Origin of the sequence: Campylobacter sp. CH278 (genome assembly GCF_004378845.1) — a bacterium.
In the GTDB taxonomy this organism is placed as follows: domain Bacteria; phylum Campylobacterota; class Campylobacteria; order Campylobacterales; family Campylobacteraceae; genus Campylobacter_D; species Campylobacter_D jejuni.
The window spans coordinates 108,578-131,573 of record NZ_RYXZ01000001.1; the positions used below are offsets into that span (position 1 = coordinate 108,578).

21 protein-coding genes are annotated in these 22,996 nt (G+C 30.9%); 14 read left to right on the forward strand and 7 right to left on the reverse strand.

The window, feature by feature from the left end:
• Positions 1-66 precede the first annotated feature (66 nt).
• The 5 genes from ELQ04_RS00560 to ELQ04_RS00580 all read left to right on the forward strand — a co-directional run bounded on the left by ELQ04_RS00560 (position 67) and on the right by ELQ04_RS00580 (position 3,767).
• Entirely contained in the window at positions 67-624 is a 558-nt protein-coding gene (locus ELQ04_RS00560) for a TlpA disulfide reductase family protein (protein ID WP_002852864.1), read from the forward strand.
• Positions 624-1,490 carry a signal recognition particle-docking protein FtsY gene (ftsY, locus tag ELQ04_RS00565; RefSeq protein WP_002937833.1) on the forward strand — a complete coding sequence of 289 codons (867 nt, stop codon included), beginning with the start codon at positions 624-626 and terminating at the stop codon, positions 1,488-1,490. Before ELQ04_RS00560 ends, ftsY begins: the two co-directional genes overlap by 1 nt.
• The gene (radA, locus tag ELQ04_RS00570) at positions 1,490-2,830 is read left to right on the forward strand and encodes a DNA repair protein RadA (RefSeq protein WP_002937834.1); all 1,341 of its coding nucleotides are present in this window, start codon (positions 1,490-1,492) and stop codon (positions 2,828-2,830) included. Before ftsY ends, radA begins: the two co-directional genes overlap by 1 nt.
• 68 nt (positions 2,831-2,898) lie before the next feature.
• Complete coding sequence (locus ELQ04_RS00575) at positions 2,899-3,579, forward strand: F0F1 ATP synthase subunit A (protein ID WP_002937836.1); 681 nt, start codon at positions 2,899-2,901, stop codon at positions 3,577-3,579.
• Positions 3,576-3,767 carry a membrane protein gene (locus ELQ04_RS00580; protein ID WP_002937839.1) on the forward strand — a complete coding sequence of 64 codons (192 nt, stop codon included), beginning with the start codon at positions 3,576-3,578 and terminating at the stop codon, positions 3,765-3,767. The genes ELQ04_RS00575 and ELQ04_RS00580 overlap by 4 nt, the downstream gene beginning before the upstream one ends.
• Before the next feature lie 21 nt (positions 3,768-3,788).
• Here ELQ04_RS00580 and metF read toward each other — a convergent pair whose 3' ends face one another.
• From metF to luxS, 5 genes are all read right to left on the reverse strand, one after another.
• Positions 3,789-4,637 carry a methylenetetrahydrofolate reductase [NAD(P)H] gene (gene metF / locus ELQ04_RS00585; RefSeq protein ID WP_002937847.1) on the reverse strand — a complete coding sequence of 283 codons (849 nt, stop codon included), beginning with the start codon at positions 4,635-4,637 and terminating at the stop codon, positions 3,789-3,791.
• Positions 4,638-4,646: 9 nt separating this feature from the next.
• Positions 4,647-6,911 carry a 5-methyltetrahydropteroyltriglutamate--homocysteine S-methyltransferase gene (gene metE / locus ELQ04_RS00590; protein ID WP_002937850.1) on the reverse strand — a complete coding sequence of 755 codons (2,265 nt, stop codon included), beginning with the start codon at positions 6,909-6,911 and terminating at the stop codon, positions 4,647-4,649.
• A gap of 11 nt (positions 6,912-6,922) precedes the next feature.
• Positions 6,923-7,693, reverse strand: coding sequence for a MetQ/NlpA family ABC transporter substrate-binding protein (locus ELQ04_RS00595; protein ID WP_002937852.1), 771 nt, complete (start codon positions 7,691-7,693; stop codon positions 6,923-6,925).
• Positions 7,694-7,703: 10 nt separating this feature from the next.
• Positions 7,704-8,696, reverse strand: a complete 993-nt coding sequence (locus ELQ04_RS00600) for an isopenicillin N synthase family oxygenase (protein WP_002853499.1) — start codon at positions 8,694-8,696, stop codon at positions 7,704-7,706.
• 310 nt (positions 8,697-9,006) lie between these two features.
• Positions 9,007-9,501: an S-ribosylhomocysteine lyase gene (luxS, locus tag ELQ04_RS00605; RefSeq protein WP_002870821.1), complete on the reverse strand. Its 495-nt coding sequence runs from the start codon at positions 9,499-9,501 to the stop codon at positions 9,007-9,009.
• A gap of 114 nt (positions 9,502-9,615) precedes the next feature.
• On the opposite strand from luxS, the gene gatB reads away from it, so the two are divergent.
• From gatB to ELQ04_RS00620, 3 genes are read left to right on the forward strand one after another with little or no spacing between them, the layout of a single operon-like run.
• Positions 9,616-11,034: an Asp-tRNA(Asn)/Glu-tRNA(Gln) amidotransferase subunit GatB gene (gene gatB / locus ELQ04_RS00610; RefSeq protein WP_002937856.1), complete on the forward strand. Its 1,419-nt coding sequence runs from the start codon at positions 9,616-9,618 to the stop codon at positions 11,032-11,034.
• A complete protein-coding gene (locus ELQ04_RS00615; RefSeq protein ID WP_079264671.1) occupies positions 11,031-11,927 on the forward strand; it encodes an NAD(P)H-dependent glycerol-3-phosphate dehydrogenase in 897 nt (298 codons plus the stop codon). Before gatB ends, ELQ04_RS00615 begins: the two co-directional genes overlap by 4 nt.
• Before the next feature lie 9 nt (positions 11,928-11,936).
• A complete protein-coding gene (locus ELQ04_RS00620) occupies positions 11,937-13,106 on the forward strand; it encodes a metal-dependent hydrolase (protein ID WP_002937859.1) in 1,170 nt (389 codons plus the stop codon).
• A gap of 15 nt (positions 13,107-13,121) precedes the next feature.
• Here the strand turns inward: ELQ04_RS00620 and ELQ04_RS00625 are convergent, their stop codons facing one another.
• Positions 13,122-14,648: an inorganic phosphate transporter gene (locus ELQ04_RS00625; protein WP_134224413.1), complete on the reverse strand. Its 1,527-nt coding sequence runs from the start codon at positions 14,646-14,648 to the stop codon at positions 13,122-13,124.
• Between the two features lie 143 nt (positions 14,649-14,791).
• On the opposite strand from ELQ04_RS00625, the gene ELQ04_RS00630 reads away from it, so the two are divergent.
• The gene (locus tag ELQ04_RS00630; RefSeq protein WP_002937864.1) at positions 14,792-15,598 is read left to right on the forward strand and encodes an inverse autotransporter beta-barrel domain-containing protein; all 807 of its coding nucleotides are present in this window, start codon (positions 14,792-14,794) and stop codon (positions 15,596-15,598) included.
• Here ELQ04_RS00630 and ELQ04_RS00635 read toward each other — a convergent pair.
• On the reverse strand, positions 15,595-16,971 hold the full coding sequence (locus ELQ04_RS00635; protein ID WP_134224414.1) for a cation:dicarboxylase symporter family transporter: 1,377 nt from the start codon (positions 16,969-16,971) through the stop codon (positions 15,595-15,597). The genes ELQ04_RS00630 and ELQ04_RS00635 overlap by 4 nt on opposite strands.
• 270 nt (positions 16,972-17,241) lie before the next feature.
• On the opposite strand from ELQ04_RS00635, the gene cetC reads away from it, so the two are divergent.
• The 5 genes from cetC (at position 17,242) to ELQ04_RS00660 (ending at position 22,984) form a co-directional block, all read left to right on the forward strand.
• Positions 17,242-17,736 carry an energy taxis response protein CetC gene (cetC, locus tag ELQ04_RS00640; protein WP_002854044.1) on the forward strand — a complete coding sequence of 165 codons (495 nt, stop codon included), beginning with the start codon at positions 17,242-17,244 and terminating at the stop codon, positions 17,734-17,736.
• A gap of 119 nt (positions 17,737-17,855) precedes the next feature.
• The gene (gene cetA, locus ELQ04_RS00645) at positions 17,856-19,235 is read left to right on the forward strand and encodes a bipartate energy taxis response protein CetA (protein ID WP_002853772.1); all 1,380 of its coding nucleotides are present in this window, start codon (positions 17,856-17,858) and stop codon (positions 19,233-19,235) included.
• Between the two features lie 17 nt (positions 19,236-19,252).
• The gene (gene cetB, locus ELQ04_RS00650; RefSeq protein WP_002866200.1) at positions 19,253-19,750 is read left to right on the forward strand and encodes a bipartate energy taxis response protein CetB; all 498 of its coding nucleotides are present in this window, start codon (positions 19,253-19,255) and stop codon (positions 19,748-19,750) included.
• Positions 19,751-19,837: 87 nt separating this feature from the next.
• Positions 19,838-21,697 carry a tRNA uridine-5-carboxymethylaminomethyl(34) synthesis enzyme MnmG gene (gene mnmG, locus ELQ04_RS00655; RefSeq protein ID WP_134224415.1) on the forward strand — a complete coding sequence of 620 codons (1,860 nt, stop codon included), beginning with the start codon at positions 19,838-19,840 and terminating at the stop codon, positions 21,695-21,697.
• On the forward strand, positions 21,698-22,984 hold the full coding sequence (locus tag ELQ04_RS00660) for an arsenic transporter (RefSeq protein ID WP_044778025.1): 1,287 nt from the start codon (positions 21,698-21,700) through the stop codon (positions 22,982-22,984).
• Positions 22,985-22,996: the final 12 nt, after the last annotated feature.

Below are 22,996 nucleotides of genomic sequence, written 5' to 3' on the forward strand. Positions count from 1 at the left end.
AAATATTATCTTATGTATGTTATAATTTTAGCATTTTTATAAAGAAGAATAAAGGATTGATAAATAATGAAGATTAAAAAAATACTTTTACTAGTGGCAATATCTTGTTTGTTTGTTGCTTGTAGCAATGATAAAGAAAAGCAGCAAAATGATGTAAATTTAAGCACCGAGGCAAGTATCAATCAAAGTGATGATATGAATTTTAAACTTAATTTGATTGATGGAGGATCAATTTCAATTAAAAAAGAAAATGCCGTTTTAAATTTCAACGATGAAGATAAGGCAACTTTGTTTGTATTTTTTACCACTTGGTGTACCCCTTGCATTGCTGAAATCCCTCATCTTAATAAATTACAAGAAAAGTATAATAATGATTTTAATATAGTTGGGGTTTTATTAGAAGATAAATCTAACGATGAGATTCAAAAATTTATAGAACAGCATAAAATATCTTATAAAGTCGCTAATGGTGAAAATAACTATCTTTTAGCTAAAGCTTTAGGTGGGGTAAATGGAATTCCTACCATGTTTCTTTACAACAAGCATTCTAAATTGATTAATCAGTATTTAGGGCTTATTCCTGAAGAAATGCTAGAAATTGATATACAAAAGGCTATACTTTAATGTTTAATTTTTTTAAAAAAGGACTTGCAAAAACTCTTGAAAATATTGTTGGAGTTAAAGGAGAGAATAAAAAGATAACCAAAGATTTGCTTGAAGAAATTTTGCTTGAAGCAGATGTAAGTTATGAAATAGTTGAAGAGATAATTTATTATTTACCACCTCAAAATGAAGTAAAAAAAGAAGATTTAAAGCGTGTTATGGGTTCTTATTTTCTTTATGAAAAAAAAGAAACCAATCAAGAAAAACCTTTTGTAGAGCTTATTTTAGGAGTAAATGGAGCAGGAAAAACAACAAGTATTGCCAAGCTTGCTTATTTATACAAAAACCAAAATCAAAAAGTGATTTTAGGAGCGTGTGATACTTTTAGAGCAGGTGCGATTGAGCAATTAAAACTTTGGGCGCAAAAAGTGGATGTAGATATAGTTTTAACTGCACAAGGGCATGATCCTTCAGCGGTTGCTTTTGATGCCATTTCTAAAGCAAAAGCAAAGGATTTTGATAGAGTAATTATCGATACAGCAGGCCGTTTGCAAAATCAAAAAAATTTAGCTCATGAGCTTGAAAAAATTGTAAGAATTTCAAACAAAGCTTTAGAAGGCGCACCCCATAGAAAAATTTTAGTTTTAGATGGAACACAGGGAAATGCTGGAATTTTACAAGCTAAAGCTTTTAATGAGCTTGTAAAACTTGATGGTGTGATTATTACAAAGCTTGATGGGACAGCTAAAGGGGGTGCACTTTTTAGTATAGCAAGAGAGCTTGAGCTTCCTATTTTTTATGTAGGCGTGGGTGAGCAAATGACGGATTTGCAAGAATTTAATGCAAGTGCTTACTTAGATACTTTATTAGATCCTATTTTTGAATAATGGCAAAAAATAAAGCACTTTTTGAATGTCAAGCTTGTGGAAATCAACAAAGCAAATGGCTTGGAAAATGTCCTGATTGTGGAGCTTGGGATAGTTTTGTAGAATTAAAAGCTGAGCAAATTAAAGTTTTAAAAGAGCTTGCGCAAGTTAGTATGAAAACAAGTGAGGCTGTTTGTATTGAAGATGTGGAGTTAGAACATTTTACAAGATACAGCACAGATGATAATGAGCTTGATTTGGTTTTAGGCGGAGGGCTTGTTGAAGGTTCTTTAGTGCTTATAGGCGGAAGTCCAGGTGTGGGAAAATCTACGCTTTTGTTAAAAATTGCTTCAAATTTAGCTAAACAGGGTAAAAAAGTGCTTTATGTCAGTGGCGAAGAAAGTAAAGCCCAGATTAAATTAAGAGCTGATCGTCTTGAGGCTAATACTCCGAATTTATTTTTACTTACTGAACTTTGCCTTGAAAATATTTTAGAAGAATTGCACAAAAAAGATTATAGCATTCTTATCGTTGATTCTATACAAACTCTATATTCAAATAAAATCACTTCAGCAGCAGGAAGCATCACTCAGGTGCGTGAGATTACTTTTGAACTTATGCGTGTTAGCAAGGCTTATAATATCAGTACTTTTATCATAGGGCATATTACTAAAGAAGGTGCTATAGCAGGGCCTAGGGTTCTTGAGCATATGGTAGATGTGGTGCTTTATTTTGAAGGAGATGCCACTAAAGAAATCAGACTTTTAAGAGGCTTTAAAAATCGTTTTGGTGGAACGAATGAAGTAGGTATTTTTGAGATGACTGCTAAGGGTTTGATTAGCGCAAAAGATTTAGCAAATCGTTTTTTTACTCGTGGAAAGGCTATTTCAGGAAGTGCTTTAGGTGTTGTGATGGAAGGATCTCGTGCCTTGGTTTTAGAAGTTCAAGCTTTAGTGTGTGAAAGTTCTTATCCAAAACGCAGCGCTACAGGATATGAAAAAAATCGCTTAGATATGCTTTTGGCTTTGCTTGAAAGAAAACTTGAAATTCCTTTAGGGCATTATGATGTATTTGTAAATATTAGCGGCGGAGTAAAAGTAAGTGAAACTGCTGCGGATTTGGCTGTGGTTGCAGCTATTATTTCAAGTTTTAAAAATCGCCCTTTGAGCAAAGATAGTATTTTTATAGGGGAGCTTAGTTTAAATGGAGAAATTAGAGAGGTTTTTAGCCTTGATACGCGTTTAAAAGAAGCTAAAATGCAAAAATTTAAAAATGCCATTGTTCCTTCTAAGCCTTTGGAAGATATAAGGATTAAGTGTTTTGTTGCTAAAGATCTTTCGCAAGTTTTAGAATGGATGTAAATTTTCATTAAAATATAAGTAAGATTTTGCTAAAATTCCGAGTTTAGAATAAAATTTTTGAGGAAACCATGAAAGATTTATTTTTATTTAGCTCTTTGCTTGATGCAAGTCATACTTTTTCTTATTTTTTTCACATAGGTTTGGTAGCTTTAATTGCTGTTATAGTGGCTATGATGGCTACTCGTTCTATGCAACTTGTTCCACGCGGTATGCAAAATTTAGGTGAGGCTTTTTTAGAGGGAGTTTTATCTATGGGTAGAGATACCATGGGAAGTGAAAAAGGTGCAAGAAAATATCTTCCTTTGGTTGCAACTTTGGGGATTATAGTGTTTTTTAGTAATATTATAGGCATAATACCTGGTTTTCACTCTCCAACTGCAAGTTTAAATTTGACTTTGTCCTTGGCTATTGTAGTTTTTGTATATTATCATTTTGAGGGTATTAGGGCACAAGGTTTTGTAAAGTATTTTGCTCATTTCATGGGACCTATTAAACTTTTAGCTCCTTTGATGTTTCCTATAGAGATAGTTTCTCATCTTTCTCGTGTGGTTTCTTTGTCCTTCCGTTTGTTTGGAAATATTAAAGGTGACGATTTATTTTTGATGGTAATTTTAGCTTTAGTTCCTTATATAGCTCCACTTCCCGCTTATGTGCTTTTAACTTTTATGGCATTTTTACAAGCTTTTATTTTTATGATTTTAACTTATGTATATTTAGCGGGTGCAACTGTTGTTGAGGAAGGTCATTGATCTATATTTTAGAATTTTTCAAAGGTGCATCTTTAGCTTTAATGCTTTTTGGTGCACTTTTCTTCTTTTTTAAATATAATTCTTTTTTCTATCTTTGTTTGGGTGTTATACCAGGTTTGCTTTTATCTTTAATTTTTGTTTTACTTATAGAAAACCATAAGCTAAAAAATGAAAATAAGTTAAGATAAAAGCAAAAAATAGTTTATTTTCTAAGCATGAAGCTCTTCTTTAAGCAAATGCTTTACAGCTTCATAAATTTTAATAGCCGCTTTGGATTTATTCATAGTATAAAGATGAATTCCATCTACGCCACTTGTGATTAAATCGACAATTTGATCGCAAGCATACGCGATACCTGCATCTTCTAAAGCCAAAGTATTATTTTCATATTTTTCTAAAATTTTAACAAATTTAGGAGGGATTTTAGCTCCGCAAAGTTGAGAAATTTTTAAAACCTGTCTTTTGTTAGTAATAGGCATAATACCTGCGTAAATAGGTATGTCAATACCTGCTAAAGCACAATTTTGTTTAAAAGTATAAAAATCTTCATTATCGTAAAAAAGTTGAGTAATGAGCTTGTCTGTTCCTGCATTTACCTTAGTTTTAAGATGGTGTATATCCTCGATGAAATTTTTAGATTCATTATGTTTTTCAGGATAGCATGCGGCATAAATTTCAAAATATTCTTGTTTTTTTATAAAAGAAATTAAATCACTAGCATAAGAAAAATCTTTGCTTTTTTCTAAATTCTCACATATGTCGCCTCTTAGAGCAAGAATTTGATTAAGATTTTTTTCTTTGCATTTTTGAAGTATCTGAGTGATTTTTTCTTTACTAGAATGGATGCAAGGTAAATGTACTATACTAGGAATTTGATATTCTTTCTGGATTAAGCTTGCAATTTCTAAAGTGTTTTGTGAGTTAATAGAGCCTCCAGCTCCAAAGGTTACGCTGATAAAATTAGGGCTTAATTGTCCTAAATCATCTAAGATAGCATGAAGATTTTTGATATTTTCATCCTTTCTTGGTGGAAAAACTTCAAAAGAAAAATTACACATAAAAACTCCTTATAATTGTTTTCGTATTTTTTGCGTAGCCGTAACTAAATTTTTAAGAGAGGCTATAACTTCTTCATAAGCTCTTGTCTTAAGTCCGCAGTCTGGATTGATCCAAATTTGCTCCTTAGGTAATTTGTTTAAAATTTTTTCTATGGTTAAGTTTAGCTCTTCTATGCTTGGAACTCTAGGGCTATGTATATCATAAACTCCTGGTCCCACCTCAGTTTTAAAATGAATAGCTTTTAGGGTATCTAAAAGACTTAAGTTTGATCTTGAAGCTTCAAAAGAAATCACATCAGCATCCATAGCGTCAATTTCTTTTAAGATATCGCTAAATTCGCTATAGCACATATGAGTGTGAATTTGAGTTTTAGCTTTTACCCCACTATGCACAAGATTAAAAGCAGGAATAGCCCAATCTAAATACTCACTATGCCAATCACTTTTTCTTAAAGGCAGTTTTTCACGTAAGGCCGCTTCATCAATTTGTATGATTTTTATACCTGCATTTTCAAGATCTAACACTTCATCTCTTATAGCTAAGGCAATTTGCTCAGTACTTTCTTTTAGACTGATGTCTTCTCTTGGAAAGGACCAATTAAGTATGGTTACAGGTCCAGTTAGCATACCTTTTATGATTTTTTGACTTAAACTTTGTGCAAATTTAGACCAAGCTAAGGTGATAGGCTTTGTGCGTGATACATCACCCCAAATTACAGGAGGCTTAACGCACCTTGTGCCATAGCTTTGAACCCAGCCATTTTGAGTAAATAAAAAGCCCTTTAAATTCTCTCCAAAATACTCCACCATATCATTTCTTTCAAATTCTCCATGCACTAAAACATCAAGTCCTATTTCTTCTTGAATTTGTATGCATTCTTTGATTTTTTGTTGGTTAAATTCAGTGTAGTTTTGAGCTGAAATTTTTTCTTGCTTAAAGGCAAGGCGATTAGATCTTACATCGGCACTTTGAGGAAAGGAACCTATGGTTGTGGTTGGTAAAAGAGGGAGTTTTAAAAATTCTTTTTGGATTAAGGCGCGTTCTTTAAAACTAGGCGTTCTGGTAAAATCTTCTTTTTTTAAAGCCTTAAGCCTTGCTTTGACTTTTTCATCTAAACGCTCTGGGATATTTTTAAAAAGCTCTTGATTGGCTCTAAAGAGCGGATTTTCTTCGCTAGAATTTAGAATTTCTTTTAAATCTTTAAGTTCTTGAAGTTTTTCTTTAGCAAAGGCAAAAAGTTTAAGATAGCTTGGATCCAATTTGCTTTCAAATTCAGTGCTATAAGGCACATGTAAAAGTGAGCAAGAAGTGTTTAAGATGATATTTTGTGTATATTTTTGAAGCTCTTTAATAAGCTTTAGGCTTTTAGCATAATCATTAGCATAGATATTTTTGCCGTTAATAAGACCTGCAAAAAGGATTTTATCTTTAGCAAAGCCGTATTTTTGAACTAAGGCTAAGCTTTGTTTACCTTCGATAAAATCAAGCCCCAAAGCATCAAATTTGCTTTCTAAAAGTTTAGGATAAATATCTCTTAAGTCTCCAAAATAGCTTTGAAGTAAAATTTTAAGATTTTTTTTGTGATTTAAAAGTTCTTGGTAAAATTCTTCGAACAAAGCGATATCTTCCTTGCTTAAATCATAAACCAAATAAGGCTCATCAAGTTCAAGCCATGTCACTTTAAGTTCATTTAGTTTATCAAAAAGCTCTATGTAAGCGTTTAAAAGCTTTTCTTTGGCGAGTTTTTGAGTTTTTTCATCTTTAAAGGCAATGAGTTTAAAAAGTGTGAAAATGCCTATTAAAACAGGCTTGCTTTCTATGCCAAGCTCTTTAGCTTCGAGATATTCTTTAAAAATTTTATCCCCTGTTAAAGCTATAATATCAGCATTATCGCACTCAGGCACCAAATAATGATAATTTGTATTGAACCATTTTTTCATTGCTAAGGCTGTAACATCTCCATTTTCTCCTTGATAACCTCGACTTTGAGCAAAGTATTCATCTAAAGCATCTAAATTTAAATTTTTATACTTTGTATGAACAATGTTAAAAAGCACAGCCGCATCTAAGACATTATCATAAAGTGAAAAATCATTACTAGGGATAAAATCAATGCCAGCTTTTTGAATTTCTTGCCAGTGTCTAATCCTTAAATCCTTAGCGCTTTTTAAAAGCTCCTCTTTTGAACTTTGGTTTTTAAAGTATTTTTCAATAGCAAATTTTAATTCTCTATTTGCACCTATTCTTGGATAAGAAATGATTGAATTTTTCATATTTGTTCTCCTTAAAATGTAGGGATTAAAGCACCCTGATATTTTTCTTCTATAAATTTTTTAACTTCATCGCTTTGCAAAGCCTTTACTAGGGCTTTGATTTTAGGAAGGTTTTCATTACCTTCTTTAACGGCGATGATATTGCCATATTCACTATACTTACTTTCTGTATAAAGCCCATCTTTTACAGGGTTTAAACCTACTAAAATAGCAAAATTGCTATTAATAAGAGAATAATCTACATCATCTAAACTTCTTGTAAGTTGAGCGTCTTTTAACTCTACAAATTTAAGCTTCTTAGGATTTTTAGTGATATCTAAAGGAGTGATGAGCTCATTATCCTTAACTTCTATAAGTCCTTTGCTTGCTATAATGCGTAAAGCACGGCTTTCATTTGTAGGATTATTGGGTATAGAAATGCTTTGTCCTTCCTTGGGGTTAAATTTTTTATGTTTTTTAGAATACACCGCCATAGGTTCTATATGGATGCTAGCAACTTTTACAAGATGGGTGCCTTGCCTTTGATTGAATTCTTTTAAATAGGGTTCATGCTGAAAATAATTAGCATCTAACTCACCATTTTCAACCATTACATTAGGGATTACTCCATCATTGAATTCATAAATTTTTAAATCATAACCTTGTTTTTGAAGTGCTGATTTTATAAATCTTAAAATATCTGCATGAGGTGTTATAGAAGAGCCAACTTTAAGTTCTTCATTTGCCCATGCAAAACCGGTAAAAAGAGTAGCGACGCAAAAAGCTTTAGTAAATAAAGTCATTTTTTCTCCTTTACGCAAAACTAAATTTTTCTATCAAGTCACTATGATAAATGCTTGCTACATCAGGATGAGAGCGTATCATTCTTTTAAAATAATTACTTGCAACATTTCTTAAAAGTGGATTTTTAGGATCAGTATCCACACCTTTGCTTTCTTTAGCAAGCTCTGGATTTAACTTAAAAATAGGTATATCCTTATCAAGTTGCACTCCAAGAAAATAAGCTATGCTAAAGCGTTCTTTTGGGCTTAAATTCACGCGGTGAATAGTAGCTTTTAAATAGCCATTGGTAGCTAGTTCTAAAAATTCTCCTATATTAACTACAACGCTATTTTCAAGTGGGGGTATACTAAGCCATTTACCATCTATAAAAGCTTCAAGTCCGCTTTGTTTTTCTTGAAAAACAAAAGTGATAAGCCCACCATCTTTATGTGAACCTACGCCTTGAGTGATATTTTTTGAGCTTTTTGGATAATGTATGATTTTACAATGTTCGTAAGAATTTTCTCCATAAAGTTTATCAAAAGCATTGCTAGGTAGATCAAGAGCTTGAGCAAAGGCTTTTAAAAGCTTTAAACAAGCTTTTTTGGTTTGTTTGTGCCAAGTTAAGAAAGTTTTTTTAAGTTCTGGAATTTCACTAGGCCAAAGATTAGGACCTTCTAGTCTTTGCCATAAGGGTGAGTTTAAATTCCAGTTTAAAGCATCTCTTTCTGTGCCTATATCCAGTTGTTCTCTATAATCCTTAGATCCTGCTGTGTATTCAAAACCTTCGCTAGTATAACCTCTAAATTGAGGAGAATGTACCATAGAAATAAGCTCTTTCGAACTTCTAGAAAGATTAAAAAATTCTTTGCCAAGTTTGAATAATTTCTCGTTTAAATTTTTATCTATACCAGTATTGATAAGATAAAAAAAACCTATTTTAGAAGCAATTTCTCTTAAATTTTTAAGAAAAGTGCTTTTATCTTTTTCATAAGCTTGTAAATCAAGTATAGGTAAATTCATTTTTACTCCTTAAATTAAAATTAAGGATAAGAAGATATTTTGAATTAAATTTTATTAGAGAAATTTTTGTAAGTTAAGATTTTAAATGAGTATTTTGAAAAAATAAACTTTTTTGACTTTCTTACACATTATATCTCCTTATCCACTTTTTGGACCTTTGGAAACATAATGTTAAGCCAAAGGACGCACTAGATACTACACATCTCGCACATCAGTTTCATTTTTTCTCCTTTTAAAATAATAAAATTTCAAAATCATATATAAAAATATATTAATTAAAGCTTAATCGTTTAAAAAATAAAGATTCTTTTTAAGCATTCTCGAGTTTTAATTCTTTGTTATTCATTATGCTAATACCTAGATTTAAAACCTTTTGGGCAATTTGTTTGGCTTCATCTAAAGAATGCATGGCACAAGTTCCGCATTGATAGATATTAAGTTCAGGAATTTTGCTTTGATCGCTTACGCTTAAAACATCTTTCATAGCTTCTTCCCAAGCTTTTGCAATACTTTTCTCATCAGGTGTTCCAATTAAACTCATATAAAAACCCGTGCGACAACCCATAGGTGAAATATCAATAATTTCAACTGAATTTGAATTTAAATGATCTCTCATAAATCCTGCAAATAAATGTTCTAAGGTATGAGTGCCTTTTTCGCTCATAATGTCTTTATTTGGTATGCAAAAACGCAAATCAAATACACTAATATCATCACCCTTAGGTGTTTTCATAACTTTAGCTAAACGCACAGCAGGAGCTGGCATTTTAGTATGGTCAACTTTAAAGCTGTCTAATAATGGCATTTTAACTCCTTAAATATAAATTGCCTAAGGATTATAGCATTTAAAGTTAATATTTAAAGCCTTTCTAAAAGAAAAAAAGATAAAATAAAACATTTAAAAATTCAAGGAAATTTTATGTTTGAAGTAGTTATAGGTCTTGAAGTTCATACTCAGTTAAATACAAAAACAAAAATCTTTTGCTCATGCGCAACTTCTTTTGGAGAAGCTCCAAATACTAATGTTTGTCCCACTTGTTTGGCCTTACCAGGAGCTTTGCCTGTTTTAAATGAAGAGGCTGTAAAAAAAGCTATAGCTTTTGGAAAAGCTGTCAATGCAACAATTAATAAAAAAAGTGTTTTTAATCGTAAGAATTATTTTTATCCAGATTTACCTAAGGCTTATCAAATTTCACAATTTGATATCCCTATAGTAGAAAAGGGTGAGCTTTTTATCAATGTAAATGGTGAAAATAAACGCATAGGTATTACAAGAGCACATTTGGAAGAAGATGCAGGTAAAAATATCCATGAAAGTAATTTTTCTAAAGTGGATTTAAATCGTGCAGGAACTCCTTTGCTTGAGATTGTCAGTGAGCCTGAGCTTAGAAGTAGTGATGAGGCGGTGGCTTATCTTAAAAAACTTCATTCTATTATACGCTTTTTAGACATTTCAGATGCAAATATGCAAGAAGGAAGTTTTAGATGCGATGCAAATGTTAGTATAAGACCTAAGGGCGATACAAAACTTTATACTAGAGTAGAGATTAAAAATCTTAATTCTTTTCGTTTTATCCAAAAAGCTATAGAATATGAGGTAAAAAGACAAAGTGAGGCTTGGGAAGATGGAACTTACGAACAAGAAGTAGTTCAAGAAACCAGACTTTTTGATACAACAAATTTAGTTACAAGAAGTATGCGTGGCAAAGAAGAAGCGGCAGAATATCGCTATTTTCCTGATCCTGATTTATTGCCTGTTTTATTAAAAGATGAGTTTTTGGATATTAAAATCCCTGAACTTCCTGATGAGAAGAAAGCACGCTTTATAGACGAGCTTGGTATAAAAGAAAGTGATGCTGAGGTTTTAATCAGTTCTTTAGAAATGAGTCGTTTTTTTGAAAGTCTTATTTCTCAAAATTTAAATCCTAAACTTTGTGTAAATTGGTTAAATACCGAACTTATGGGACTTTTAAAAGGAGAATTGACTATAGAAAATTCTCCTGTAGATGCTCAAAAACTTGGAGTTTTAATTAAACGCATAGAAGATGGCACTATCAGTGCAAAAGCGGCTAAAGATGTCTTAGCTTTTGTATTTGAAAATACTAGTGTGGAAATTGATGAAGCTATAGAAAAGCTAGGACTTAAGCAAGTAAGTGATGACTCAGCCATAGAAGCGGTGATTGAAAAAATTTTAAATGCAAATGCCGATAAGGTTGCAGAGTATAAAAGTGGTAAAGACAAGCTTTTTGGATTTTTTGTGGGTCAAACAATGAAAGAGGGTAAAGGAGCTTTTAATCCTGCAAAAGTGAATGAAATTTTAAAAACAAAGCTTGGTTGATGGGTATAGCGGTTATTGGTGCGGGAAAATGGGGCAGTGCTTTACATCTAGCCTTAAAAGAAAATTACAATTGTTTTATCAGTTCTTTGCATCAGCGTGATTTAGAAGATTTTGTTAGTATAAAAGAAGCTTTAGAATGTGAATATCTTGTTTTTGCTTTAAGTTCTCAAGGGATGCGTGCTTGGCTTAAAGAAAATTTCATCAACAAGGGACAAAAAATTTTAATTGCTTCAAAAGGCATAGAAGATCAAAGTTGTCAATTTTTAGATGAAATTTTCTTAGATTTTGTACCAAAAGAAAATTTTTGTGTTTTAAGTGGCCCTTCTTTTGCTGCTGAAGTGATGCAAAAACTTCCTACAGCCTTGATGATTAGCGGGATAAAACAAGAGCTTTGTAAAAAATTTGCAAGTTTTTTCCCTGATTTTATTAAAACTTATATTGATAATGATGTTCGTGGTGCTGAAATTTGTGGTGCTTATAAGAATGTTTTAGCAATTGCAAGTGGGATTAGTGATGGGTTAAAACTTGGCAATAATGCAAGAGCGGCACTGATTTCAAGAGGGCTTATAGAAATGCATCGTTTTGGTAAATTTTTTGGTGCTAAAGAAGAAACTTTTTTAGGGTTAAGTGGGGCAGGGGATTTGTTTTTAACTGCAACGAGTGTTTTATCAAGAAATTATAGAGTAGGTTTAAAACTGGCGCAAAATCAAAAATTAGATAGTATTTTAGCTGAACTTAATGAAGTAGCAGAAGGTGTAAAAACTGCTTATGCTATAGAAAAATTAGCAAAAATGAAAGGAATTTATACACCTATTGTAAATGAAGTAGTGGCAATTTTTAAGGGTAAAAGTGTGCAAGAAGCAACGCAGAATTTATTAAAGCAAAATGATTAAGGAAAGATCATGATAATTAAAAATGCAAAAATTTATGGAGATTCTTTACAAGATATAGAGATTAAAGAAGGAAAAATTACCAATATTGGTTCTAATTTACAAGGTGAAGAAATTTTAGATGCTAAAGGTATGACTTTACTTCCATCTTTTGTGGATTTGTGTGTGAGTTTAAAAAACGATAAATTTTCTTTAGCTAATTTAGAACTTTTAGAAAATGAGTGCCTAAAAGGAGGAATTTCTAGTATAGTTTTGCGTGATTGTATGGATTTTGATGAAGAAAGTTTTGCTTTATTTTTACAAAATTTAGCTCAAAGAAAGATGCAAATTTTTTCAAGCGTGCGGGTTAAGGATGCAAACGGCAAGCTTAAAAATTTAGCCACTCTTTTAAATAAAGGTGCTTGTGCTTTAGAGCTTGACAGCTCTTTAGATGCAAATACTTTAAAAGTAAGTTCACAATATGCTTTTATGAAAGACTCTCCAATTTTTGTGCGTTGTTATGATAAGGATTTTGATGATAATGGAGTGATGAATGATTGTGAAATGAGTTTTGAGCTAGGGCTTATAGGCATGAGTAAAATCGCTGAAACTAGCCAGATAGCTAAAATGAAAGAATTGGCTAAATTTTATAAAAATAAGGTCATTTTTGATCTTTTAAGTTTGAAAGATTCTTTAGTATTATTAGATGAAAAGGATTTAAAACTTGTAAGCATTCATCACCTTATCAAAGATGATAGTGCTTGTGAAGATTTTAATACCGCTGCGAAACTTATGCCACCTTTAAGAAGCAAAGAAGACGTTTTGGCTTTAAGAGAGGCTTTAAAAGAAGGAAAAATTAGCTTTTTAACTTCCTTACATAGTGCAAAATCAATTTCTTTAAAAGATTTGGCTTTTGATGAAGCGGCCTTTGGAATCCATAGCGTATGCGAATTTATAAGTCTTTGCTATACTTTTTTAATCAAAGAGGGATTTTTAAATTGGCAAGAGCTTTGTCAATTTACAAGTAAAAATCCTAGTGAATTTTTGGGTTTAAATAGTGGAGTTATAGAAGTTGGCAAAGAAGCTAATCTAGTTCTTTTTGACGAGAATGAAGAAATTTTTGCTCCAAAAAGTTCTCTTTATTTTAAGGATAAACTTTTTGGAAAAATTAAAATGCATATACTTAGAGGAAAAACATTTTAGAAAAATAAGCTTTGCTTAAATTCCTAAAGATAGTTTAAATCCTAAAAATATAAGTGCTGCCATAATACCAGCGGCTGGTAAAGTGATAATCCAAGCCAATCCTATAGGTTTCATCATAATCCAATTTGCATTTTTATTATACACTCCTATACCCAAGATAGCACCTATGAGTATATGAGTGGAGCTAACAGGAATTCCAAATTGTGTAGCTAAGAGTATAACAACGCTTGCACCAAGTTCTGCGGAAAATCCAGTAGTAGGGCGTATAGTTGCAAGTTTTGAACCTACTGTGGTAATTACTTCTTTACCTAAAAACCAAAGTCCGACAACTAAGGCTATTCCAAACATAGCCAAAGCAGCAAAAGGTACTGGCGAATTTGCATTTATAGTTCCATTCCTTAAGACATCTAAGATGGCTGCAAAAGGACCTATGGCATTGGCTATATCATTAGCTCCGTGTGAAAATGCAAAGCTAGAGGCTGTAAATATTTGAAACCACGAGAAAATTCTATCAGTAGTTTTATTAAGCTCTGTTTTTTTAACGATTTTGACTATAGCAAATGTTACAACATAACTTATAGTTCCGATAATTCCGATAATCCAAAAGTTTTGCAAAATATCTAAAGTGCTAACATTATTTAAGCCTTTAAATAAAAACATTGCTGAAATGATAGCAGCAGCAATACAAGCAATGATCGGCATATGGGTTTTTAAAATAGAGTAAATATCTATATCTTTTTCTTGTTCTTTAAATTCCTTCATTTTATTTCTGTAGAAATTATTTTCCTGTTCTTCTTCATCTAAAGCTATAGCGGAAAGTTCTTTGATTTGTTCTTCTTGGGATTTTGTTTTTAAATTTAAAAAATACTTTTCTTTGAATTTTTTTCTTTCTTTTTTGATATTTTTCAAATCATCATTTAGTTTTTCTGATGGTTTTAAAATTTTCTTATCAATATATGAATAAATAATATAGGCTACAATACCTCCTAGAAGAGGCGAAATTACCCAAGAAATAGCTATTTTTACAATTTCACTCCATTTAACCATAGAGAGTGTTTGAATTCCATCAAATTTTAAAAGCCCCATCATAATACTAGCACCTACAATCCCACCAACTATACTATGTGTGGTTGATACAGGTAAGCCTTTTTTGGTTGCAATAAAAATCCAAACTCCAGAGCTTAAAAGTGCAGCAAGCATAATGATAACAAAAAGCATAGGATCTAAAGAATTTGGAAAAACAACAATACCGCTACGTATGGTCTTAGTAACTTCTGCACCTGCAAAGATTGCTCCACTTAGCTCAAAAACAGCCGCTATAATTAAAGCTTGTTTAATGGTGACTGTTTTTGCACCAACGCTTGTTCCAAAAGAATTGGCTACGTCATTTCCACCTATATTAAATGCCATAAAAATGCCAAATACAGAAGCAAGAATAAAAAGAATCAGTTGATGTTGTGAAATATAACCAAATCCCCAAATAATAAATGCAATAGCACTGATAATAAAAATAACAAAAGCTATGAGGTTGTCTTTTTGCATTAATAACCCTCTTTTTTATTTTAATTATACACTTATTTACTTTAAATTTGCTAATTTTATTTTTAGTCTTTGTGTAATTTTTATTTATATTATTTTTTTATAATAAATACTCAAATCAAGAAATAATAAGGAATATAAGAATAATGAGGGGTATTTTTTATATAATAACATTATTTTCTTTACTCAATGCCGATGAACTTGCAAAGGCTTTAGCAAAAAATAATAATCAAAATTCTTGGGAACACTTTGATTATAAAAATATCAAAGAAGCTCCAAAAATTCAAGAAGAGAATGTGGATTTAAAAAGCACTTTTGATAGCTTACTTTCAAAAACTTTAGAAAATAATAATGGTATAGATAAAACAGATGGGAATTTGGATTTTCAAAATGAAAACGCACAGGTTAAAAATTTAAGCTCTCTTTATGAGGGAGAAAATAATTCTTTGCTTTTTCAAAAAGAACTTTTTGTAGCTCAAGATAATTATAATTATTCAGGAGGTTTGATCAATCGTTATGAAAAAGATGATTTTTTGTTTGGAGTTAATGGTTTTATTGATAAACAAAAAGAACAAAAAGATACTAAAAGCTTTGGTACGGAGTTTGGTTATAGTAAATTTATAAAGGCTTATAGTAATTATTATATACCCAATGATGCAGAAAAAAATTTACAGCTTGGGGTAAGTTTTGCAATTCCAACTTATACTGCTTTTGCTTTTGATATTAGTAAGGATAATGATAAAACTAATTATCAAGTATCTTACTCTCCTTATAGTGTATTTAGTTTAAATTTATTGCGTCGTGATTATAGTGCAAGAGAGACTGTTGATGATACTGTTGTTCAAGTTGGATTTAGTTTTAATTTTAATGAAAGTTTTTTAAAGCAATTTAGAAAAAAAGATAATACTTTAGAGGAGGTTAATCGATATGATTTCCTCCAAAGAACTCATTAGTTCATTCCAGCATTATGGAATTTTTCTGGATTGTCCATAGCGTAGCGGAATTTTTCCCAATCAATTTGTTTATCCCAGATAGCAACGATTAAGGCTGCTACTGAATTTCCACAAAGATTTCCAACCGCTCTCATTTCAGACATAAATTTATCAACACCTAAAAGAACACCTATAGCAGCTACTGGCAGAACTTGTGCTAAGGTTGCATTTGCTTCAGAAATTTCCATATTTCCTAGAGCTGCAAGCGTACTTCCAAGCACTATAAAACCTGATCCAGTTACACCTACTGCACCTTTTGAAGCTATCATTAATACTATTAAAATACTGATTTCGTGTGCTAAACTTAAATTTACATTGAAGGCTTGTGCTAGAAAGATTAAGCTCATGGCTAGATAAATATTTGTACAATCAAGATTAAAACTATATCCCGTTGGTAAAACAAGTCCGACTGTTGCTTTAGAGAGTCCTGCTTTTTCTAGTTTTCTCATTAAAGGAGCAAGTGCAGACTCGCTTGAGCTAGTTGCAAAAACGATCAATACTTCTCTTGAGATAAATCTCATAAATTTGAAGATATTTACTTTTGCAAAATAGCAAATCAAACCTAAGATTCCAAATATAAAAACAAGACATGAAATCAGCATTACTAAAAGTAAATATGCTAAGTTAATCAAAGAGCTAATTCCGTATTGAGCTATGAGTACAGCCATTGCTGAAAAGGCGGCAATAGGACTAAAATACATAATAATTTGTAAAATTTTAAAAACAAAATTTTGCACCACTTCAAAAACTCTTTGAATTGCCTGTTTATCTTCTGTTCTCATTAAAGAAATAATCAAAGCAGTAATGACAGCAATAACTAAAACTTGTATGGTTTTTCCTTCTGTAAAAGGTGTGATGATATCAGTAGGCATAGCATCTTTTAAAATATGCATAATCTCAGAGCTCGCACTTACTTCTGTGGTTTGAGAAATGTATTTTTGAACGCTTTTTGTATCAAGTTGACTTGGATCAAGATTCATTCCATGGCCTGGTTGCATAACATTTGCCATAAAAATACCTATAGCAAGTGCTAAAGTACTTACAACTTCAAAGTAAATAACCGCTTTAGCACCAATGCTACCTACTTTTTTTAAACTTTCAAGACTAATGATGCCTAAAACCAAAGTAACAAAAATAATAGGGCCTATAAGAACCTTTAAAGCACCTATAAAATAATCAACTCCTGGTTTGCTAGCAATGGCTAATTCTTTATCTATATAGCCAAGTACAATACCTGCAATAATGCCTATAATCACCCAAAATCCAAGACTTTTGATAATACGTTTATATAAAGGCGGTTTTCTTTCAGCTAAAGTTTGACTTAAAGTTTCCAAGTTTATTCACTCCTTTTGATCTTTGTAAAATATAATTTTAACAATGTGTATCGTAAATTTTAACAAAAAAACAAATCTAGAAATACTTTCTTTTATATGATATGATAATTTTTTATATAAATGTTACAAAATTTCTCATTATTTGCATATTATAAAATTTAAAATATTTTTGAAAATTTTATAATTTTGTAATTCAGTTTGCTTTTTGTTATTTATTATTGGTAATAATTCTATTTTTGATTTATTTGTTTTATTGGGATGTTTTAAATTATGAAAGAAATAGTTTTGTCTGAAAATGCTTTAATTACTTCTAAAACAGATCTTAAGGGGAATATCATTTATGCCAATAATGACTTTTTAAAATACGCAGGTTATAAAGTTGGTGAGCTTTTGTATAAACCTCATAATATAGTAAGACATGAAGATATGCCACGTACTGTATTTAAATGTCTTTGGGATTATATTCAAAAAGGAGAAGAAATTTTTGCATTTGTTAAAAATAAAGCTAAGGATGGTAGTTTTTACTGGGTTTTTGCAAATGTAAGTGCTTCATTTGATACTAATGGAGATATCATCAATTATTATTCTGTTCGTCGTGCACCCAATAGAAAATCTCTTTCTATAATTGAAGAAGTTTATAAAATTTTACTTGAAAAAGAGAAAAAATCAGGTATTAATGCTGGAGTTTCAGCTTTAATGGATATTGTAAGTTCTTATAAAATGACTTATAATGAACTTATTTTTAAGTTACAAGAAAATAATTAAATAAGATATATTTAATCTTTTTTATTGTATAATTTTCACCTAGAAATTAAAGTAATATATTGTTAAAGTATTGTTTTGATTTATGATTTCAAAAAATTTTCAATAAAAAGGGTAAATTTATGGTGAAAAATGGATTATTATTAACTATTTTTCTAAGTATTATCGGTGTTTTAGGTGTCATTTTTATTCATATTTTTGTTGGAGCGATAATTTTTGTTTTAATCGCTGTTTTAATGGTTTATTTGCTTAGACAACACAAAGATGAGCAAATAATGATAGATAAACTTTTGGTTCTTTGTAGAGAGTTAAAAGAAGGAAATTTTGACAATAGAATCATCTATGTAAAAACAAAAAGCAAAAAATTAGCCGAAATAGCAGATAATCTTAACAATACTATTGATGGGTTAGAAGCTTACTTAAGGGAAATTAATACTTCTATTTCTTGTTCTCAAAAAGGTGAATTTTATCGCAAGGCTTTGCCTGAAGGTTTAAAAGGAATTTTTGCTCATAATATCGAATTTATAAATAAAGCTTTAGCAAACATAGAAGTGACAGCAAGATCTACTTTTAAAAATGCTTTATCAAGAACTTTAATGGATTTAAGCCTTGGAAATCAAAATAAAGATATGTCTCAAATTTCTAGCTCATTAAATCAAGATATTAGCATGATGAAAAATGTATATGATACAGTGGATGCCATTTCTCATACAGCTACAGAAAATGGCTCAGAGGTGGATTCTTTGCAAAGTGCTATGGGTTCTTTAATGGATGTTGTAAATTCAAGCAAGGAAACAGTGCAAACTTTTGTGGCTAATTCCCAAAATATTACTTCAGTGGTTGAAGTAATACGCGATATAGCCGATCAAACCAATCTTCTAGCTTTAAATGCTGCTATTGAAGCTGCGCGTGCAGGAGAGCATGGTAGGGGCTTTGCGGTTGTGGCTGATGAAGTTAGAAAGTTAGCAGAAAGAACTCAAAGATCTACAAGCGAAATTTCTATTGCAATTCAGACTATGCAACAAGATTTTGTAAATATCCAAAGTGGCAGTGAGCAAGTTTTTAACATTGTTAGTGAATCTGAAGAAAGAATTAATAAATTTTCTCAAGCTTTTAAACGTCTAGAAGAAAATAGTAGTGCTCTTGGTGTTAATTTTGGATCCTTTGCAAAGAGATTGATTTTGTCTGTAGTTAAAATCGATCATATTCTTTATAAATCAAATATATATTTAAATTTAAATGGGGCTCAAAATTTTAATCTTGAAAGTGTAGATCCAATTTCTAATCTTTGCCAAGATGAGAGAGCTCAAGGTGTTATTAATGAGCTTAGTTCTGAAACTGAGTTAAATTTAGCTAAAGAATTTATAAAAGATAACGCTAAAAAAGCAATAGAAGAATCAAGTCAAGATTATATCGATCAAAAAGCTTATGATGCGATTGTAAATGATATTAAATCACTAGAGCAAAGAAGTGCTGAAATCTTAGCAAAATTAAAAATATAAATTAAGAGGGTGGGAAAATGTCAAGAGAAATTTTTTTACAAGAAGATAGTTTAATTACTTCTAAAACAGATTTAAAAGGTAAAATAGTTTATGCAAATGATGATTTTTTAAAGTATGCAGGTTATACCATGGGTGAAGTTTTAAATAAACCTCATAACATAGTAAGACATGAAGAGATGCCAAAAACTGTTTTTAAATATTTATGGGATTATATGAAAGAAGGCAAAGAAATTTTTGCTTACGTAAAAAATAAAACCAAAGATAACAATTACTACTGGGTTTTTGCAAATGTAACTCCATCAATAGATATTAATAATAATATCATAGGCTATTATTCCGTTCGTCGTATGCCAAATAAAAGCGCTATTTCTACAATAGAAAGCCTTTATAGCGATCTTTTAAGAGTAGAACAGCAACAAGGCTTAAATAAGGGTGTTGAGATGCTTAAAAATTTCTGCAAAGATGCAGATAAAACTTATAATGAGTTAATTTTCTCTCTTCAAGAAGCTAAATAAATTTTTGTTAGACTTAAAACGAGTTTGTTTTAAGTCTAAATATTATATAATCTTTCTTTTAAAAATTCACATTTTTCAAGGCAAAATATGTTTGATGTCATTGTTATAGGTGGTGGACATGCGGGTGTTGAAGCAAGTGCTGCTGCTGCTAGAATGGGTAAAAAAACCTTACTTTTAACTACATTGATTGAGCAAATAGGAGCAGCAAGTTGTAATCCAGCCATAGGAGGGCTTGCTAAAGGGCATTTGGTAAAAGAACTTGATGCCATGGGTGGTCTTATGGGTGAAATCACCGATGAAGCAGGGATACAATTTCGCATTTTAAATGAAAGTAAGGGTGTAGCCGTTCAAGCAAGTAGGGCACAAATTGATATGGATAAATACCGTATCATTGCGCGTAATAAACTTTTAAAACTTCCAAATTTAGAAATCTCTCAAGAACAAGCGAGTGTTTTAATCGTAGAAAATAATAAAGTTAAAGGCGTAAAAACAAATTTAGAAAATACATATTTTGCCAAAAAAGTGATCCTAACAACAGGAACTTTTTTAAATGGACTTATTCATGTAGGTGAAAATAAACTTCAAGCAGGAAGGGTAGGGGAGCTTGCTTCGGTAAATTTAGGAAATTATCTACAAACTTTGGGTTTGAAAATGGGGCGTTTAAAAACAGGAACTTGCCCAAGAGTGGATGCAAAAAGCATTGATTTTAGCATGCTTGAAATTCAAGATGGTGATGTAAATCCTAAAGCTTTTAGTTTTCGTTCAAAAAATTTCAATCCTACTCAACTTCCTTGTTATATCGCACGCACTAATACAACTACACATGAGATTATTAAGAATAATTTTTATCGTGCTCCACTTTTTACAGGACAGATTGAAGGTGTAGGGCCAAGGTATTGTCCTTCTATAGAAGATAAAATCAATCGTTTTAGCGACAAAGAAAGTCATCATCTTTTTATAGAACCTCAAACTATCGATGCGACGGAGTATTATATCAATGGTTTTTCTACTTCTTTACCTTATGAAGTACAAACTCAAATGCTGCGTTCTGTAAAGGGTTTTGAAAATGCTAAAATAACCCGTTTTGGTTATGCTATAGAATATGACTATATAGAGCCAACTGAACTTAAGCATACTTTAGAACTTAAAAAGATTAAAAATCTTTATTGTGCAGGACAGATTAATGGAACTACAGGTTATGAAGAGGCTGCAGCACAAGGCTTTATGGCAGGAATCAATGCAAGTTTAAGCATAGATATGAAAGAGCCTTTGATTTTAAGGCGTGATGAAGCTTATATAGGAGTTTTAATCGATGATTTAGTAGTAAAAGGCACAAAAGAACCTTATAGAATGTTTACTTCAAGAGCGGAATTTAGACTGCTTTTAAGGGAAGAAAATGCTATACTAAGACTTGGAAAATATGGCTATGATTTAGGACTTTTAAGCGAGCAAGATTTTACTTATATACAAAATATTGCAAACAATCTTCAAAAAGGACTTGAATTTTTACTTTCTAAAGAATTTACGCCTAACAACCAAAATAATGCTTTTTTAGAGAGTTTAGGAGAAGATAAAATTTCTTCTATAGTCAATCTTCAAAAAATTGTTGCAAGAGCAAGTTTTGATATAGAAAAATTAAAAAAACTTGATTCTATGTTTGAAACTATGGATCATTACTCTTTAAGAGAAATTTTAAACGAGGCAAAATATTATCATTATATCAGCATGCAAAAAGCTCAAGTAGAAAAAATGAAAAATCTTAGCGAGCTTAAAATTCCTGAAAATTTTGATTTTAAAAGTGTAAGCGGTTTAAGTAATGAGGTTGTAGAAAAGCTTAATCATCATAAACCTCCAACCATTTTTGCCGCAAGTCAAATCAGTGGAATCACTCCTGCAGCGTTAGATATTTTACAAATTTACATCAAAATGCAAAAGAAAAAAGCTTAAATGCTTGCTTTTTTCATTTTTTTATCTACTTTAGTTTTGCTTTTTTGGCGTCCATGGAATTTACCTATTTGGGTATTTTCTAGCTTGGGGGCTTTTTTTGTTTTTATTTTTCAATTGGTAGACTTTAAAGATGCTTATTTTGTTTTTTCTTTGGTTTGGGATAGTTCTTTAACTTTGGTTGGGTTGATTGTCCTTTCTTTTAGCTTGGAAGCTTTGGGATTTTTTGATTTTATTGCGAGTAAAATTTTGCATTTTTCTAGAGAGAAAAATCAAGGCAAAATTTATATTAGCACAAAAAAATTGATGTTATTTTTGTTAATTTTTGTATTTTTTCTTTCTGTATTTTTTGCTAACGATGGAGCGATTTTAATCATTACACCTATTATTATAGCTTTATTTTCAACTCTTAAAGATTGTAAAAATCATGCTTTTATTTTAAGTTCTTTTTTACTTAGTCTTTCTTTTTTATGTGATGCAAGTTCAAATGCTTTGGTTATTTCAAATTTAACCAATATCATTACAGCAAATTATTTTAAGATAGAATTTTTAGAATTTGCTAAAAATATGTTTTTGCCAAATTTTTTTGTTTTGCTTTCTGCTATAGTTATGGTTTTTGTGCTTTATGTGAGAGTTTTACCTAAAAGGCTTGAATTTAAATTAGTCAAAAAAGAGCAAATTTCATTGAAGTTGTTTTTTCTTTGCGTAGTGTTTTTATTTCTTTTTGTGATCAGTTTTTTTATAGGTGAAATTTTTAATATTAAAATAAGTTTTTTTGCTTTGCTTTGGGCGGGAATTTTTTGGCTTATTGTTTTAAAAATTCAAGGTAAAAAAAGTATTAAAATTCTTTTTGAAGCACCTTATGGAGTTTTGCTTTTTAGTTTTGGGCTTTATATGGTAGTTTTTGCTTTACATAAAATAGGTGTGAGTGAAATTTTGGTTAAAAGTTATGCTTTTTTGATGCAAGGTAAGAGTGGAATTTTTGGTGTGGCTTTGATTTCAGCTTTTGGATCTTCTGTGTTTAATAATTTGCCTATGGTTTTAATCGGAGATTTGGCATTAAAAGAATATTTTGAGAATTTTTCTTTTGATTCTTTGATGATTTATGCACATCTTTTGGGGGTAAATATAGGCCCAAAACTTACGCCAATAGGTTCTTTAGCAACTTTGCTTTGGCTTGGAGTTTTGGCTAGAAAAGGCATTAATATTTCTTTTTGGCAATATTGTAAATTTGGTTTTTTGATAACTTTACCTGTGCTTGTTTTTTCTCTTTTTGCTCTTATTGTCTAAATATCAAAACTT

What these genes read in the sequence shown, in the direction of transcription:
- ELQ04_RS00560 (WP_002852864.1), top strand. Translation starts at nt 67, where the DNA reads ATGAAGATTAAAAAAATACTTTTACTAGTGGCAATATCTTGTTTGTTT.
- ftsY (WP_002937833.1), top strand. Translation starts at nt 624, where the DNA reads ATGTTTAATTTTTTTAAAAAAGGACTTGCAAAAACTCTTGAAAATATT.
- radA (WP_002937834.1), top strand. Translation starts at nt 1,490, where the DNA reads ATGGCAAAAAATAAAGCACTTTTTGAATGTCAAGCTTGTGGAAATCAA.
- ELQ04_RS00575 (WP_002937836.1), top strand. Translation starts at nt 2,899, where the DNA reads ATGAAAGATTTATTTTTATTTAGCTCTTTGCTTGATGCAAGTCATACT.
- metF (WP_002937847.1), bottom strand. Translation starts at nt 4,637, where the DNA reads ATGTGTAATTTTTCTTTTGAAGTTTTTCCACCAAGAAAGGATGAAAAT.
- metE (WP_002937850.1), bottom strand. Translation starts at nt 6,911, where the DNA reads ATGAAAAATTCAATCATTTCTTATCCAAGAATAGGTGCAAATAGAGAA.
- ELQ04_RS00595 (WP_002937852.1), bottom strand. Translation starts at nt 7,693, where the DNA reads ATGACTTTATTTACTAAAGCTTTTTGCGTCGCTACTCTTTTTACCGGT.
- ELQ04_RS00600 (WP_002853499.1), bottom strand. Translation starts at nt 8,696, where the DNA reads ATGAATTTACCTATACTTGATTTACAAGCTTATGAAAAAGATAAAAGC.
- luxS (WP_002870821.1), bottom strand. Translation starts at nt 9,501, where the DNA reads ATGCCATTATTAGACAGCTTTAAAGTTGACCATACTAAAATGCCAGCT.
- gatB (WP_002937856.1), top strand. Translation starts at nt 9,616, where the DNA reads ATGTTTGAAGTAGTTATAGGTCTTGAAGTTCATACTCAGTTAAATACA.
- ELQ04_RS00620 (WP_002937859.1), top strand. Translation starts at nt 11,937, where the DNA reads ATGATAATTAAAAATGCAAAAATTTATGGAGATTCTTTACAAGATATA.
- ELQ04_RS00625 (WP_134224413.1), bottom strand. Translation starts at nt 14,648, where the DNA reads ATGCAAAAAGACAACCTCATAGCTTTTGTTATTTTTATTATCAGTGCT.
- ELQ04_RS00630 (WP_002937864.1), top strand. Translation starts at nt 14,792, where the DNA reads ATGAGGGGTATTTTTTATATAATAACATTATTTTCTTTACTCAATGCC.
- cetC (WP_002854044.1), top strand. Translation starts at nt 17,242, where the DNA reads ATGAAAGAAATAGTTTTGTCTGAAAATGCTTTAATTACTTCTAAAACA.
- cetA (WP_002853772.1), top strand. Translation starts at nt 17,856, where the DNA reads ATGGTGAAAAATGGATTATTATTAACTATTTTTCTAAGTATTATCGGT.
- cetB (WP_002866200.1), top strand. Translation starts at nt 19,253, where the DNA reads ATGTCAAGAGAAATTTTTTTACAAGAAGATAGTTTAATTACTTCTAAA.
- mnmG (WP_134224415.1), top strand. Translation starts at nt 19,838, where the DNA reads ATGTTTGATGTCATTGTTATAGGTGGTGGACATGCGGGTGTTGAAGCA.
- ELQ04_RS00660 (WP_044778025.1), top strand. Translation starts at nt 21,698, where the DNA reads ATGCTTGCTTTTTTCATTTTTTTATCTACTTTAGTTTTGCTTTTTTGG.